This is a genomic window from Pedococcus sp. KACC 23699, from assembly GCF_045348425.1.
Classification (GTDB): domain Bacteria; phylum Actinomycetota; class Actinomycetes; order Actinomycetales; family Dermatophilaceae; genus Pedococcus.
Map to the genome: position 1 here is coordinate 3,001,033 of NZ_CP157483.1, position 13,640 is coordinate 3,014,672.

Sequence of the window (13,640 nt, forward strand, 5' to 3'; positions counted from 1 at the left end):
CGTCCGAGCCAGCGCGCCCCGCCGTGCCTGTGGAGGGAGCGGGCGTCTCGCCGATGGTGTGGACGGGCCTCCCACGGGAGGAGGAGGGGGGCGCGGGGTCAGGCGCGCAGCGCCCCGAGCCGGCGGACCGCCTCGTGCAGCACCTCGTCGCGCTTGCAGAACGCGAACCTCACCAGCGTCGGCGCCGCGGAGACGTCGTCGTGGAACGCCGAGACGGGCACCCCCACCACACCAGCCCTTGCCGGCAGGTCCCGGCAGAAGGCCAGGGCGTCCGTGGCTCCCAGGGGTGCGGCATCGGCCACGACGAAGTACGTCCCGTCCGGCACGGAGACCTCGAGCCCTGCACCGCGCAACCCGGCCACGAGCAGGTCACGCTTGGCCTCCAGGGACGTCGACAACGCGGCATACACGTCGTCGCCGAGGCCCAGGGCGACAGCCACCGCGGGCTGGAACGGACCCGACCCGACGAAGGTGAGGAACTGCTTGACCGCCCGCACCGCCGCCACCGCCTCGGCCGGCCCCGACACCCAGCCGACCTTCCACCCGGTCGCCGAGAACGTCTTGCCGGCCGAGGAGATCGTCAAGGTCCGCTCGCGCATCCCCGGCAGCGTGGCGACCGGGACGTGCGACGCCCCGCCGAAGACCAGGTGCTCGTACACCTCGTCGGTGACCACCCACGCGTCGAACTCCCTTGCGAGGGAACAGATCAGGTCGAGCTCGGCGGAGGTGAAGACCTTGCCCGTCGGGTTGTGGGGAGTGTTGAGCAGGACCATCCGGGTGCGCGGGGAGAACGCCGCGCGCAGGGATGCCTCGTCCACCGCGAAGTCAGGGAACCGCAGCACCGACGTCCGTCGCACGGCGCCGGCGAGGGCGATCGAAGCGGCATACGAGTCGTAGTAGGGCTCGAAGGTGACCACCTGGTCGCCCACCTCGCACAGCGCGAGGATGGTCGCGGCGATCGCCTCGGTGGCCCCGACGGTGACCAGGACCTCCGACGTCGGGTCGAGGTCGATGCCGTAGAAGCGCGACTGGTGGGCTGCGACGGCGTCGAGCAGCTCGGGGACACCCGGGCCGGGCGGGTACTGGTTGCGGCCGCCGTCGATGGCGGCCTTCGCGGCGTCGAGCATCTCCCGCGGCCCGTCGCTGTCGGGGAACCCCTGCCCGAGGTTGACCGCGCCGTGCGCGGTGGCGAGCCCGGTCATCTCGGCGAAGATCGTCGTGCCGAAACCCTGCATGCGTGCGACGAGCGGTGAGGCCATGCGCCGACCGTATGCCGCGCGCGCCGGGTTCGCAGCGTGCCGCGCGTACCCTGCCGCCATGGCCATCGAGCGACGGGCCTCGGCGATCGCCGGGCGAGGGGTCTTCACCGGCGCGATGGTGCTGATCGGTGAGGTGGTCGACGTGGACCCCGCGGCCCTCAACCACTCGTGCGACCCGACCTTGGCGTGGTCGGCCGACGGCCGGCGCCTGGTGGCCTTCCGCGACATCGAGCCGGGGGAGGAGCTCACCGTCGACTACGCGACCGGGAGCACCGACCCCGACCTCATGGTTCGCTGCCACTGCGAGACCTACCGCTGCCGCCAGCTCGTCACCGGGGACGACTGGCGCATCCCGCAGGTCCAGCAGCGCTACGCGGGCCACCTCGCCCCTGTGGTCCAACGGGCGGTCGACGCCTCCGCCTGACGGGCTCAGTCCTCGTCGGCCGTCTCGACGCGAACGTCCACCTGCGCCACGCCGCCCGCGTCGGTGGCGGCGTCGACGTCAGCCTCGCCGCCAGAGGCGTCGCCGGCCGCGTCGACGTGCGCGATGTGGTCGAGCTGGCGCCACACCACGAGCAACGTCACCCCGGCCCCGACGAACGCGAACCAGAACGGCGCAGCCGCCCCGAAGTGCCGGGCGATGAGCCCTCCGAGGAGCTGCCCTACGAGCAGCCCCACGATGAGGCCCAGCCAGTACACGCTGCCCACGCGTCCCTGGAGCTCGTTCGGCGTCGCCCGCTGCCGGACCGCCGAGGACAGCGACCCCCAGACGAAGGCGTACCCGCCGAAGACCACCATGATCACCATCGCCACCCAGGGGACGGTGGTCAGGGCGAGCGCGAGGTGGGTGAGGACCTCCAGGGCCAGGCAGATCTTCATGAGCCGGGCGAGCGGCACGCGTGCCTCGAGCCGGTCGTAGAGCAGGACCGACGCGACCCCGCCGATCGCGGAGCAGGTCGTGAGCAGCCCGAACCCGACCGCCCCCACCCCGAGCCGCTCCTGGGCCCAGTAGACGAGGACGCCCCAGGGGGCGCCCCAGGTGATGTTGAAGATGAAGATGATGAGGGTGAGCGTCCGGATGGGGGCGTTCCCCGCGATCCAGCGCAGGCCGTCGAGGATGTCGTGGCCGATGTGCTGCTCCGGCCGCGCCGGGTTCTCCTCCCGAGGGAGCACCACCCTCGTGAAGAGCGCGGCGGACAGGAGCAGCGCGGCACCCTGCACGCCGAACGGCACCGCGGTTCCCAGCGCGAACAGGCTCGCCCCCACAGCAGGCCCGATGAACTGGTTCGCGACGAGGAACCCGGACATCTGCCTGGCGTTCCCGATGCCGAGGTCCGCCTTGGGGACGATCATCGGCAGCACGGCCCGCCAGCCGGTGTCGGCGAACAGCTCGGCCACACCGACGGCGAACAGCGTCACCAGCAGCAGCGCGATCGACACCGTCCCGGTGGCGATCGTCGCAGCCAGGACCGCAAGCACGACGACCCGGACGAGGTTGGCCGCGAGGACGAGCCGGCGGCGGTCGACGCGGTCGGCGACGGCGCCGGCATACAGGCCGAGCAGCAGGGTCGGCAGGTTCTGGACCATGGCCGCGGCGGCGATGAGGGTGGGGTCACGGGTCAGCGACGCCACGAGCAGGGGACCGGCGGCGAGGGCGATGCCGTCCCCGAGCTGGCCCACCCACGAGGACGCGAGGTTCCACCGGAACGGCACCCCCATGCGCGCGGGTGCGGCCCACTCACCGAGGCGGGACAGGAGGGAAGCCACAAGTCGGGCACCCTACGCCCGGTATGGCGCGTCGTCGCCCCGGTTTCCGGTGTGTCACCCGCCGTCGGGGGAGGCGCAGGCGTGGGGAGAGCGGATTTCTCGATCACCGTGCTCAGCACGTACGATGGTCGACGGTCACCGTGTGCTCGCACGCGCAGACCTAATTCGCGCGTCTTCTCGCCGGGTGACGAGGTTTCCTCCGAACCCGGGGCGCACCACAGCAGTCCGGCCAAGGTGTCGGTGGGGTGCGGCCAGACGCCAGGCAGGGCCACGCCCCCATGGCGGGTCCGACGAAACTGACAACGACACATAGGAGACACGGCATGGCCGTCGTTACCATGCGCCAGCTCCTCGAGAGCGGCGTCCACTTCGGGCACCAGACCCGTCGCTGGAACCCCAAGATGAAGCGATTCATCATGACCGAGCGCAACGGCATCTACATCATCGACCTGCAGCAGTCGCTGACGTACATCAACAACGCGTACGAGTTCGTTCGCGAGACCGTCGCCCACGGCGGCTCCATCCTCTTCGTCGGCACGAAGAAGCAGGCCCAGGAGCCCATCGCCGAGCAGGCGACCCGCGTCGGCATGCCGTACGTCAACCACCGCTGGCTCGGTGGCATGCTCACCAACTTCAACACGATCTCCAAGCGGCTCACCCGCCTCAAGGAGCTCGAGGAGCTCGACTACGACAACGTCGCAGCCTCCGGCTTCACCAAGAAGGAGCTCCTGATCTTCAAGCGGGAGCAGATCAAGCTCCAGCGCACCCTCGGCGGCATCCGCAACATGTCCAAGGTCCCCTCGGCCGTGTGGATCGTGGACACCAAGAAGGAGCACCTCGCCGTTGACGAGGCTCGCAAGCTCGGCCTGCCGGTCATCGCGATCCTCGACACCAACTGCGACCCCGACGAGGTCGACTACAAGATCCCCGGCAACGACGACGCGATCCGCTCCGTCACCCTGCTGACCCGCGTCATCGCCGACGCCGTGGCCGATGGCCTCATGTCCCGCTCCGCCGGCAAGTCCGGTGAGCAGGCCGAGGGTGTCGTCGCGACCGACGAGCCGCTGGCCGAGTGGGAGCGCGAGCTCCTCGGTGGCGACGCCGCCAAGGCTGCCGACGCCGTTGCCCCCGAGGCCGGCGAGACCGCTGCTGCGGACGCCCCCGAGGCTGCTGCTGCCGAGACGACCGAGGCTGCTGCTGCCGAGACGACCGAGGCGCCTGCCGCCGAGGCCACCGAGGCACCTGCCGAGGCTCCGGCCGACGCCGACGCCGACGCCGACGCCGACGCCGACGCCGCCAAGGCCTGAGCGCACCTCGTCCACCGCACCCTCTGACAGAGAAGAGCTGAGAAACATTCATGGCGAACTACACCGCCGCTGACATCAAGGCGCTGCGTGAGTCCACCGGCGCCGGCATGCTCGACGTCAAGAAGGCCCTCGACGAGGCCGACGGCGACCGTGCCAAGGCCACCGAGATCCTTCGCGTGAAGGGCCTCAAGGGCGTCACCAAGCGCGAGGGTCGCACCGCCTCCAACGGCCTGGTCACCGCCAGGGCCGAGGGCGGCACGGGCACCCTCGTCGAGGTCCTCTGCGAGACCGACTTCGTCGCCAAGGGTGAGAAGTTCATCGCCCTGGCCGACCAGGTCCTTGCCCAGGCCGTCGCCTCGGGCGTGTCCGACGCCGAGGGGCTGCTCGCGAGCAGCCTCGAGGACGGTCGCACGGTCAAGGAGCTCCTCGACGACGCCAACGCGACCATCGGCGAGAAGATCGAGGTCAAGCGCGTTGCCCGCGTCGAGGCCCCGGTCGTCGTGTCCTACCTGCACAAGACCAGCCCCGACCTGCCCGCACAGATCGGTGTCCTCGTCGGCGCCGAGGGTGGCGACGAGCAGATCGTCCGCGACGTCGCGATGCACGTCGCCGCGTTCAGCCCGACCGTGCTCAGCCGCGACGAGGTCGACCCGACCACCGTCGAGAACGAGCGTCGCGTGGCCGAGGCCACCGCGAAGGAGGAGGGCAAGCCCGAGGCCGCCCTCCCGAAGATCATCGAGGGTCGCGTCAACGGCTTCTTCAAGGAGAACGTGCTGCTCGAGCAGCCGTTCGCCAAGGACGCCAAGAAGTCCGTGGCCAAGGTGCTCGAGGAGGCTGGCACGACCGCGACGTCGTTCGCCCGCTTCCGCGTCGGCAGCTGATCCCCGCTCCACCCGGAGCCCACAAGGCTCCACCGCAGTTCACGAGGCCCGTCCCCTTCGGGGGGCGGGCCTCGCGCGCGTCCCCGGTATGGCGCGTGCGCAGGGTGCGTCCGTTGCATACTCAGAGCATGGGGAGAGCACGCAAGACGGCAGCGAAGGCGCCACGCACCCGCGAGCCGCGGGACTTCACCCACCTGCCCGAACGTGTCCCGCCCGAGGAGCTCAGGACGGTCCAGGACGTCGACCCCGGGCCTGACCCGCGGGGCGGGCGCGACACCGAGACCGAGTTCCTGCTCAGGAACGCCGGGTTCTGACCAGCCAGGGATGGAGCAGCCGCGTGACCTGGGGCAGCACGAGGTAGGTCATCAGCGGCGTGAGCAGCAGTGTCATCGACAGCACTCGCAGCACCAGGGGCCAGTCACGGGTCACCGGCAGCAGCAGCCAGGTGCACAGCAGGTTGGTCGGGAAGAAGGCCAGCCAGATCGTCACGGCCTGCTTCCACCGTGGGGGAGCAGGCGGCACGGGTTCGGGCGCCCCGGACTCGTCCACCGGCCGCGGCTGCGGCTCGTCGAACCAGCCCTCGATGCCGGTGCGGTGCTCGACCCGCGTGTGCTGCACGAGGTCCTGGGCCGAGCGCAGCCACATGGTGCGCTCGCGCGACTCCTCCCACAGCAGCAGGCTGGCCCGGGAGTCGAACCGGTAGAGCATGTGCCACTCGCGCGACCCCGGCCCGGGCCGCAGCCAGCCGGTGCCGAGGAAGCCCGGGAAGTTCTGGGCCAGCGAGGTGCCGGCCTCCACCCAGGCCTGCATGAGCCGCTCGTCCTCGGGGCGGACCCGTCGGGTGATGGCGACGGTGACGGGTGGGTCGTCCCGCAGGGCTGTGCTCATCGTCGGTCCGCTCAGAAGATGCGTACGCGCTGCTCGGGTGCCAGCCACATGCCGTCACCCTCGCGGACGTCGAACGCCTCGTGGAACTCGTCGCAGTTGCGCACCGCGTTGGCCCGGATCTCCATGGGGGAGTGCGGGTCGATGGCGAGCAGCCGCTTGGCCTCCTCGGTGCGGGCCTTGCCGGACCACACCTGCGCCCAGCCGACGAAGAACCGCTGGGGTCCGGTGAGCCCCTCGAGCTCCGGGACGTCCTCGCCCTCGGTGGCGATGCGGTAGGCGGAGTAGCCGATGGCCAGGCCACCGAGGTCGCCGATGTTCTCCCCGACGGTCAGCGCGCCGTTGACCTTGTCGTCCGGCGCCGCGATGGGCGACAGCTCGCTGAACTGGGCGATGAGGGCCTGGGTGCGCTCGTCGAAGCGGGCGCGGTCCTCCTCGGTCCACCAGTCGCGCAGCGCGCCACGGGCGTCGTACCGTGACCCCTGGTCGTCGAAGCCGTGACCGACCTCGTGGCCGATGACCGCGCCGATGCCGCCGTAGTTGACCGCGTCGTCGGCATCCATGTCGAAGAACGGCGGCTGCAGGATGCCGGCCGGGAAGACGATCTCGTTGAGCATCGGGTGGTAGTAGGCGTTGACCGTCTGCGGGAGCATCATCCACTCGTCACGGTCGATCGGGCCACCGAGCTTGTCGAGCTGGCGCTGGAACTCGAACTCGTTGGCCCGGCGGACGTTGGCCATGAGGTCGTCGTCGACGGCCAGCGTCGAGTAGTCCCGCCACACGTCGGGGTAGCCGACCTTCGGGGTGAAGGACTCGAGCTTCGCCAGGGCCTGGGCACGCGTCTGCGGCCCCATCCACTCCAGGCCGTCGAAGGACCGGCGGAACGCCTCGACGAGGTTGCCGACGAGGGTGAGCATGCGCTCCTTGGCCTGCGGCGGGAAGTGCTCCGCGGCATACAGCTGGCCCACGGCCTCGCCGATGGCGCCCTCGACCAGCGAGACGCCCCGCTTCCAGCGGGCGCGGTTCTCGGGCAACCCACTGATGACGCGGCCGGAGAAGTCGAAGTCGGCGTCCACGAAGGCCCTGCTCAGCAGGGGTGCCGCCGAGCTGACGAGGTGGAAGGCCAGCCACGCCTTCCAGTCCTCGATGCCCACGTCGTCGAGCAGGGTGGACAGCCCCTCGAGGAAGCTGGGCTCGCCCACGACGACGTGCTCGAACGCTCCCTGCGCGTCCAGGCCACGGACGTACTCCGACCAGGGGATCGCGCGGCCGAGGCCCTCGAGCTCCTGGCGGTCGAACGGGTTGTAGGTCTTCACCGCGTCACGGGTGGCGACGTTGTCCCAGTGGTGGCGGGCCAGCGCCGTCTCGAGGGCCACGACCCGCGCCGCGGGGGAGTCCGCGTCGGTGGCGCCTGCGCCGATCCCCACCAGGTCGAGCATGCGGGCCACGTGCGGCAGGTATGCCGCGAGGACGGCTGCGTGCCGCTCGTCGCGGTAGTAGGACTCGTCGGGCAGCCCGAGACCGGCCTGGGAGAGGTAGAGGGTGTACTGCTCGGGGTTCTTGGCGTCGGGGGCGACGTAGAGGCCGAGCACGCCCGGGACCCCCTGGCGCTGCAGGCGACCCATGGTGTGGAAGAGCTGGTCGGCGCTGGTGATCGCGGCGATGGCGGCGAGGTCGTCGTCGATGGGTGCGTGGCCGAGGGACTCGACGCGCTCCTCGTCCATGAAGGAGCGGTAGAGGTCGCCGACCTTGCGGGTGGCCGAGCCCTCCTCGGCGTCGGTGTCCGCGGCCGCGCGCTCGATGATGACGCGAACGCGCTCGTCGGACTGCTCCCGCAGCACGTCGAAGGTGCCGTAACGACCTCGGTCGGCCGGGATCTCGGTCTCCCGGACCCAGCTGCCGTTGGCGTAGCCGAACAGGTCGTCCTGGGGGCGGACCGTGTCGTCGCGGTGCCCGGGGAGGATGCCTGAACCCATGTGCTTCTCCTTCGCTGCGTGCAGAGCCGTGGGTGGGGTCGAGCTCGGCTCGTCACCCCACCGGCGCCAACCCTGCCACGCGCGGCCCCCGCGACCCAACCGTGCGCAGACCACAGGGCCGGTGTCGGTCGGGGGACAGTCCGGACGCTCGGGACGCTCGGGACGGCGGTGCGCGCCGAGTGTGGAAGTATTCGGTGACCGCCCGTACAGCCACAGGAGGATCTGTCGTGACTTCTGCCCCCGAGCAGACCGCCCCAACCGGATCGTCCACCGACGGGTCGCCCGCGTCACGGCGCCGCGTCCTGCTCAAGCTCTCCGGTGAGGTGTTCGGCGGGGGCAAGGTGGGCCTGGCCCCCGACGTCGTGCGGGGCATCGCCCGCCAGATCGCCGCTTCCGTCCGCAGTGGCATCGAGGTCGCCGTCGTCATCGGTGGCGGCAACTTCTTCCGCGGGGCCGAGCTGCAGCAGCAGGGCATGGACCGCACCCGCGCCGACTACATGGGCATGCTCGGCACGGTGATGAACTGTCTCGCGCTGCAGGACTTCCTCGAGAAGGAGGGCATCGAGACCCGCGTCCAGACCGCGATCACGATGGGCCAGGTCGCCGAGCCGTACATCCCGCGACGGGCCATCCGCCACCTCGAGAAGGGCCGGGTCGTCATCTTCGGCGCCGGCGCCGGTATGCCGTTCTTCTCCACCGACACCGTCTCGGCCCAGCGCGCGCTGGAGATCAAGTGCGACGCCGTGCTGATGAGCAAGAACGGCGTGGACGGGGTCTACGACTCCGACCCCCGCACCAACCCCGAGGCGACCAAGTACGACGAGATCACCTACGCCGAGGCCATGCAGCGTGGCCTGCGGGTCGTCGACACCGCCGCCTTCAGCCTCTGCATGGACAACAAGCTGCCCATGGTCGTGTTCGGCATGGAGGGCGAGGGCAACGTCGACAAGGCCCTGCGTGGTGAGAGGATCGGGACGCTGGTCACCCCTGGGTGAGTCGGCGCTGCGCCGCGACCTGCCCCGACCCACCCCACCGACTGACCACACACGACCGGCGGACCCCGAGCGGGACCGCCCGACAAGGAGCCGGACATGATTGAAGAGACCCTCCTCGAGGCCGAGGAGAAGATGGACAAGGCCGTCGAGGTCGCCAAGGAGGACTTCGCCGGCATCCGTACCGGTCGTGCGACCCCGGGCATGTTCAACAAGCTCACGGTCAGCTACTACGGAGCTCCCACCCCCCTGCAGCAGCTCGCGTCCTTCCAGACGCCCGAGGCGCGCACCATCCTCATCTCCCCGTTCGACAAGTCGGCGATGAGCGAGATCGAGAAGACCCTGCGCGACTCCGACCTCGGCGTGAACCCCAGCAACGACGGCAACGTCATCCGCTGCGTGCTCCCGATGCTGACCGAGGAGCGTCGCAAGGACTACATCAAGCTCGCCCGCACCAAGGGCGAGGACGCCAAGGTGTCGATCCGCAACATCCGCCGCAAGGCCAAGGACGAGATCGACAAGCTCGTCAAGGACGGCGACATCGGCGAGGACGACGGCGCCCGAGGCGAGAAGGAGCTCGACGCCACGACGAAGAAGTACGTCGACAGCGTGGACGAGCTGCTCAAGGGCAAGGAGGCCGAGCTCCTCGAGGTGTGAGGCGCTCGCCGACCAGCTCCCAGGACCTCCGCCATGTCCGTTCCCTCGTCCCGCAGTGCTCGCCGCCGAGGCCATGAAGGCCCGGCGGGCGACGCCGTCCCCGGCGCGCCCGTGACGAGGACCTCCAAGGCCGGCCGCAACCTCCCGGCGGCCATCGCCGTGGGGGTCGGTCTGGGGGTGCTGATCATCGTCTCGCTGCTGCTGCGCAAGGAGCTGATGCTCGTCATCGTCGTCGCGGCGGTGGCGGTCGGCGTCTGGGAGCTGCGCCGGGCCCTGCTGCAGGTCTCCATCGCGGTGCCCCTGGTGCCCAGCATCGTCGGCAGCATCAGCATGATCCTGTCGGCCTACGTCGGCGGTGGTGAGGCGCTGATCGTGACGCTCGGCCTGACCTGCGTCGGCATCCTGTTGTGGCGCATCGCCGACGGTGTCCTCGACGCCGTGCGCGACATCGCGGGCGGCTTCTTCGTCGCGGTCTACCCGTCGTTCCTCGCCGGGTTCGCCGCGCTCATGCTCGCGGCCGACGACGGAGCACGCCGGATCGTCCTGTTCATCCTCGTGACAGTGCTCAGCGACGTTGGCGGCTACGCGTTCGGCGTGCTCTTCGGCAAGCACCCCATGGCCCCGTCGGTGAGTCCGAAGAAGTCCTGGGAGGGCTTCGCCGGTTCTGTGCTGACCTGCGTCGTCGGCGGTGCGGTGGCGGTGGTCCTGCTGCTCGACGGCCCGTGGTGGGGCGGCGCGGTCCTCGGCGCGTGCGTCGCGGTTGCCGCCACGGTGGGCGACCTCACCGAGTCGACCATCAAGCGGGACCTCGGCATCAAGGACATGAGCACGATCCTGCCCGGCCACGGCGGCATCATGGACCGTCTCGACTCCCTCGTGCTCGTCGCCCCGATCGCGTGGGCCCTGCTCGCCTGGGTCGTCCCCGTCTGACCGGTGAGCAGCCGAGCGCTATGAGCGGGCTGCGGAACGGACAGCTGGTGTGGCCGCCTCCTCGTCGACCGGCGTTCTCGTGCGTAGGCTCCCAGGAGGGCGGCCGCCGCACACAGGTAGAACGCTGCGGCGAGCCCGAGCGCCTCGACGGTGATCCCGACGACGAGGGCGCCCACCGCTTGTCCGAGGGCGATGAGCAGGAACGATGCCCCGACACCCACCTCGGCCCGGTGACGGTACCGGCGAGTGGCCCAGAGGAGCGCCACACCTGTGAGCGCGATGTAGGTGGCGCCGAAGACGGCCGCCGCGATGACGACGGACGTGAGGCGAGAAGGGGCTGCGGCGATCGTCGCGGTGGCCGCAGCGAGCAGGAGCATCAGGCTCGACCATGATCTCGTGACGCCGACACGCTGCACGAGGGGACCACTCAGGGCGCCTGCGACCCCTGCGGCTCCGATCACGGTCCACATGATGGCCCCGGACGCCCCGTTGCCGTGAGCGCCGTCCTCGACGATCCGGCGCCCGAAGGTCCAGACCGCGACGCTGCTCAGCCCCAGCACGAACGAAGCCGCCAGCAGCGCAGGGTCGTGTCCGTCGTGGGCCGATGCGGGCGACTTCGCGGCCGCTGCGGCGCCTCGGATGGCTCCGGCACCGGCCGGGATCGTCGCCCCGATCCACCAGGTGACCAGAGCCGCGGCCGCGGCGTAGGCCGCCCACGCCAACCGCCACTGTGCAAGCAGGGACAAGGCGATCGGCCCCGAAACGAGGACCCCGACCCCGGTGCCGGCGTTCACCAGGGTCTGTGCGCGGTCCTGGCCGGACTGCCGCACCCAGTGCGTGACCGCTGCGGCCAGGGGTGGTGACGCGATGCCGGTGCTGGAGCCGGCGACCAGCAGGGCGGCAGCGAGCACGCCGGCGGACGGGGCGACCGCCACCGCGGCCATCCCGGCGGTGGCGACCACGCCGGCCAGGATCGCGACGCGACGTGGACCCCACCGTGGGGTCAGCACGGTGCTGCCCACGATGGCGACGCAGTATCCGAGGTAGCTGCCCGCGCCGATCACTGCGGACCAGGTGTCGCTGAGGTCGAATGCCGTCTGGAACTCGGGCGAGAACAGACCGTAGGCGAAACGCGCGAACCCGTAGCAGACACCCACGAGCGCCACGCCGGCGGCGACCATGGCGACGCCCGCCCCGGTCTCTGGCGTGGCGCCGGAGGTCTTGACCGAGGTCACGAGCGACCAGGTAGAACGATCGTTCTATTCATCTGGGTAGACTAGCCAGATGGACACCGAACGCCAACTTCGTCGTTCTGCGCGAGCTCGCCTCCTCGACGCAGCCGACGAGCTCTTCTACGCCCACGGGATCGCCGCGACCGGTGTCGACGCGATCATCGAGCGGGCGGAAGTGGCGACGGCGTCGTTGTACAAGAACTTCCGGGGCAAGGACGACCTCGTGGCGGCCTACCTCGTTGCGCGGGACGAACGCTGGCGTCAGCACTGGGAGGCGTGCATCGCCCGGGAGCAGGATCCGCTGGACCGGTCCCTGGCCCTCTTCGCGGCCATGGACGACTGGAACGACGGCGACGCCAGCCGCGGCTGTGCCCACGTGACGGCGAGCCTGCAGCTCCCCGCAGACCATCCCGGCCGGTCGGTCGCTCATCAGCACAAGGAGCACATCAGTGAGCGCCTCGGGCAGCTCGTGCGCGAGGCCGGCGTCCCCGACCACCACGAGGCCACCCAGGACCTGCTGCTCATTTACGAGGGCATGTTCACCTTGCTGGCCCTGGAGCTCGATCCTGATCCGGTCGGTCGCGCGCGCGACCTCGCGTCGTGGCGTCTGTCCAGCACACGAGAGGTGGGTGCAGGCACGGACCGCCCGAGCTCGGCACGGCCCTGACGCACAGCGACGACGAACCTCGCCGGCCGGTGCGGTCCGAGGATCGCCTCAGTCCTCGTCAGTCCTCGTCGCGTTGGGTCATACCCAGCAGGGCCTCGAGCTCGGGCCCCGGCGTCACCGAGAGCGTCCGCTCCGGTGAGAGGGTCGAGACCTGGCGGACCTGTCCCTCGTGCCACCAGAAGACGCTGGGGCTCACCGGCCCGCTGCCCTCGAGGAAGCCGGCGGCGGCGAACTGCGGCAGCACCATCAGTGCCTCGAGGGCTGCCCGGGGCTCGTCGATGACGTGGAACGCGAGCTGGTGGCGGTAGGGGATCGCGAACAGGACACCCTTCTCGGAGGCCGGCTGCGCGACATACCGGCGCACCACCTCGGGCAAAAGCAGGGCCAGGCTGGCGGTGTACACGCTGTCACCGAGCAGGCACGAGAACGAGGCGTCCTGGTGCGTGATCTCCTCGAGCTCGAACTCCTCGAGATCGAGCTGGGCCCGCAGGTTGACCAACCCGCGGTCGAACCACGGCCCGAGCGGCGCGAACTCCTCGAGCGCTGCGGGAGGGACTACCTGGACGGTCTGCGGCGTGTCGACGACGACCACCTGGCGCACCCCGGGTGCCCACTCCAGGCCGCGGTCGATCCAGTCGGGGGTCTGCCGCAGGCCGTCCTCCTCCATCAGCCGGGCGACCACGTGCTGCTCGAGGTATGCCGCGGTGAGCGGCTCGTCGTCGCCGGCGGCCATGATCGTGGTGAAGTGCTCCCGGATGGTGCTCGGCCAGTCCTGCGGGTCGGTGCCCGCGCAGCCGGCCGCGAGGTTCCACAGGCCCCACTGGCGGTCGTCGTCGGTGGTCACGTGGTCGGACCGGACGACGACCTCGTACCCCATCTCGGCGAGCGTCGACCGGACCGTGGCACGGAAGGTGGCGGCATCGGGCTCGGTGAACATCGTCAGTGCGGCGTCGACGTGGCGCGGCACCCGCTGGTCCGCGGGCGTGGGCCTCGGCCGACCCTCGTCGTCCGAGGACCGGCTCCTGCGCGAGAACAACCCCACGACGCACTTCCTCCCCTGTCGATGGACCCAGCCTAGGACCGCACA

Annotated in this window: 13 protein-coding genes and 1 pseudogene; 8 read left to right on the forward strand and 6 right to left on the reverse strand. The window is 70.6% G+C overall.

Annotation, left to right across the window (positions count from 1 at the left end):
* Positions 1 to 98: 98 nt before the first annotated feature.
* The gene (locus ABEG17_RS14200) at positions 99 to 1,259 is read right to left on the reverse strand and encodes a pyridoxal phosphate-dependent aminotransferase (RefSeq protein ID WP_406830123.1); all 1,161 of its coding nucleotides are present in this window, start codon (positions 1,257 to 1,259) and stop codon (positions 99 to 101) included.
* A gap of 58 nt (positions 1,260 to 1,317) precedes the next feature.
* On the opposite strand from ABEG17_RS14200, the gene ABEG17_RS14205 reads away from it, so the two are divergent.
* Positions 1,318 to 1,683, forward strand: a complete 366-nt coding sequence (locus ABEG17_RS14205; protein ID WP_406830124.1) for an SET domain-containing protein-lysine N-methyltransferase — start codon at positions 1,318 to 1,320, stop codon at positions 1,681 to 1,683.
* A 5-nt stretch (positions 1,684 to 1,688) separates the two neighbouring features.
* Here the strand turns inward: ABEG17_RS14205 and ABEG17_RS14210 are convergent, their stop codons facing one another.
* Positions 1,689 to 3,026: an MFS transporter gene (locus ABEG17_RS14210; RefSeq protein ID WP_406830125.1), complete on the reverse strand. Its 1,338-nt coding sequence runs from the start codon at positions 3,024 to 3,026 to the stop codon at positions 1,689 to 1,691.
* A gap of 323 nt (positions 3,027 to 3,349) precedes the next feature.
* Between ABEG17_RS14210 and rpsB the strand changes: the two genes are divergently transcribed.
* From rpsB to ABEG17_RS14225, 3 genes are all read left to right on the forward strand, one after another.
* Positions 3,350 to 4,333, forward strand: coding sequence for a 30S ribosomal protein S2 (gene rpsB, locus ABEG17_RS14215; protein WP_406830126.1), 984 nt, complete (start codon positions 3,350 to 3,352; stop codon positions 4,331 to 4,333).
* A 50-nt stretch (positions 4,334 to 4,383) separates the two neighbouring features.
* Complete coding sequence (gene tsf, locus ABEG17_RS14220) at positions 4,384 to 5,214, forward strand: translation elongation factor Ts (RefSeq protein ID WP_406830127.1); 831 nt, start codon at positions 4,384 to 4,386, stop codon at positions 5,212 to 5,214.
* A gap of 128 nt (positions 5,215 to 5,342) precedes the next feature.
* Positions 5,343 to 5,528: a hypothetical protein gene (locus ABEG17_RS14225; protein ID WP_406830128.1), complete on the forward strand. Its 186-nt coding sequence runs from the start codon at positions 5,343 to 5,345 to the stop codon at positions 5,526 to 5,528.
* On the opposite strand, the gene ABEG17_RS14230 is transcribed toward ABEG17_RS14225, so the two are convergent.
* Together ABEG17_RS14230 and ABEG17_RS14235 are read right to left on the reverse strand one after the other, a co-directional pair.
* Entirely contained in the window at positions 5,509 to 6,102 is a 594-nt protein-coding gene (locus tag ABEG17_RS14230) for an antibiotic biosynthesis monooxygenase (RefSeq protein ID WP_406830129.1), read from the reverse strand. The genes ABEG17_RS14225 and ABEG17_RS14230 overlap by 20 nt on opposite strands.
* 11 nt (positions 6,103 to 6,113) lie before the next feature.
* Positions 6,114 to 8,075, reverse strand: a complete 1,962-nt coding sequence (locus tag ABEG17_RS14235) for a M13 family metallopeptidase (RefSeq protein ID WP_406830130.1) — start codon at positions 8,073 to 8,075, stop codon at positions 6,114 to 6,116.
* 227 nt (positions 8,076 to 8,302) lie between these two features.
* Between ABEG17_RS14235 and pyrH the strand changes: the two genes are divergently transcribed.
* From pyrH to ABEG17_RS14250, 3 genes are all read left to right on the forward strand, one after another.
* The gene (gene pyrH / locus ABEG17_RS14240; protein WP_406830131.1) at positions 8,303 to 9,070 is read left to right on the forward strand and encodes a UMP kinase; all 768 of its coding nucleotides are present in this window, start codon (positions 8,303 to 8,305) and stop codon (positions 9,068 to 9,070) included.
* A gap of 96 nt (positions 9,071 to 9,166) precedes the next feature.
* The gene (gene frr, locus ABEG17_RS14245; RefSeq protein WP_406830132.1) at positions 9,167 to 9,724 is read left to right on the forward strand and encodes a ribosome recycling factor; all 558 of its coding nucleotides are present in this window, start codon (positions 9,167 to 9,169) and stop codon (positions 9,722 to 9,724) included.
* 33 nt (positions 9,725 to 9,757) lie between these two features.
* A complete protein-coding gene (locus ABEG17_RS14250) occupies positions 9,758 to 10,654 on the forward strand; it encodes a phosphatidate cytidylyltransferase (protein ID WP_406830133.1) in 897 nt (298 codons plus the stop codon).
* Between the two features lie 104 nt (positions 10,655 to 10,758).
* Here ABEG17_RS14250 and ABEG17_RS14255 read toward each other — a convergent pair.
* Positions 10,759 to 11,835, reverse strand: a pseudogene (locus ABEG17_RS14255) (MFS transporter); the annotation flags it as partial.
* Positions 11,836 to 11,938: 103 nt separating this feature from the next.
* On the opposite strand from ABEG17_RS14255, the gene ABEG17_RS14260 reads away from it, so the two are divergent.
* Positions 11,939 to 12,553 (forward strand): TetR/AcrR family transcriptional regulator, encoded by a 615-nt coding sequence (locus ABEG17_RS14260; protein WP_406830134.1) that lies wholly within the window; start codon positions 11,939 to 11,941, stop codon positions 12,551 to 12,553.
* Between the two features lie 58 nt (positions 12,554 to 12,611).
* Here the strand turns inward: ABEG17_RS14260 and ABEG17_RS14265 are convergent, their stop codons facing one another.
* Entirely contained in the window at positions 12,612 to 13,595 is a 984-nt protein-coding gene (locus ABEG17_RS14265) for a hypothetical protein (protein ID WP_406830135.1), read from the reverse strand.
* Between the last annotated feature and the right edge of the window lie 45 nt (positions 13,596 to 13,640).

What these genes read in the sequence shown, in the direction of transcription:
- ABEG17_RS14200 (WP_406830123.1), bottom strand. Translation starts at nt 1,259, where the DNA reads ATGGCCTCACCGCTCGTCGCACGCATGCAGGGTTTCGGCACGACGATC.
- ABEG17_RS14205 (WP_406830124.1), top strand. Translation starts at nt 1,318, where the DNA reads ATGGCCATCGAGCGACGGGCCTCGGCGATCGCCGGGCGAGGGGTCTTC.
- rpsB (WP_406830126.1), top strand. Translation starts at nt 3,350, where the DNA reads ATGGCCGTCGTTACCATGCGCCAGCTCCTCGAGAGCGGCGTCCACTTC.
- tsf (WP_406830127.1), top strand. Translation starts at nt 4,384, where the DNA reads ATGGCGAACTACACCGCCGCTGACATCAAGGCGCTGCGTGAGTCCACC.
- ABEG17_RS14225 (WP_406830128.1), top strand. Translation starts at nt 5,343, where the DNA reads ATGGGGAGAGCACGCAAGACGGCAGCGAAGGCGCCACGCACCCGCGAG.
- ABEG17_RS14230 (WP_406830129.1), bottom strand. Translation starts at nt 6,102, where the DNA reads ATGAGCACAGCCCTGCGGGACGACCCACCCGTCACCGTCGCCATCACC.
- ABEG17_RS14235 (WP_406830130.1), bottom strand. Translation starts at nt 8,075, where the DNA reads ATGGGTTCAGGCATCCTCCCCGGGCACCGCGACGACACGGTCCGCCCC.
- frr (WP_406830132.1), top strand. Translation starts at nt 9,167, where the DNA reads ATGATTGAAGAGACCCTCCTCGAGGCCGAGGAGAAGATGGACAAGGCC.
- ABEG17_RS14250 (WP_406830133.1), top strand. Translation starts at nt 9,758, where the DNA reads ATGTCCGTTCCCTCGTCCCGCAGTGCTCGCCGCCGAGGCCATGAAGGC.
- ABEG17_RS14260 (WP_406830134.1), top strand. Translation starts at nt 11,939, where the DNA reads ATGGACACCGAACGCCAACTTCGTCGTTCTGCGCGAGCTCGCCTCCTC.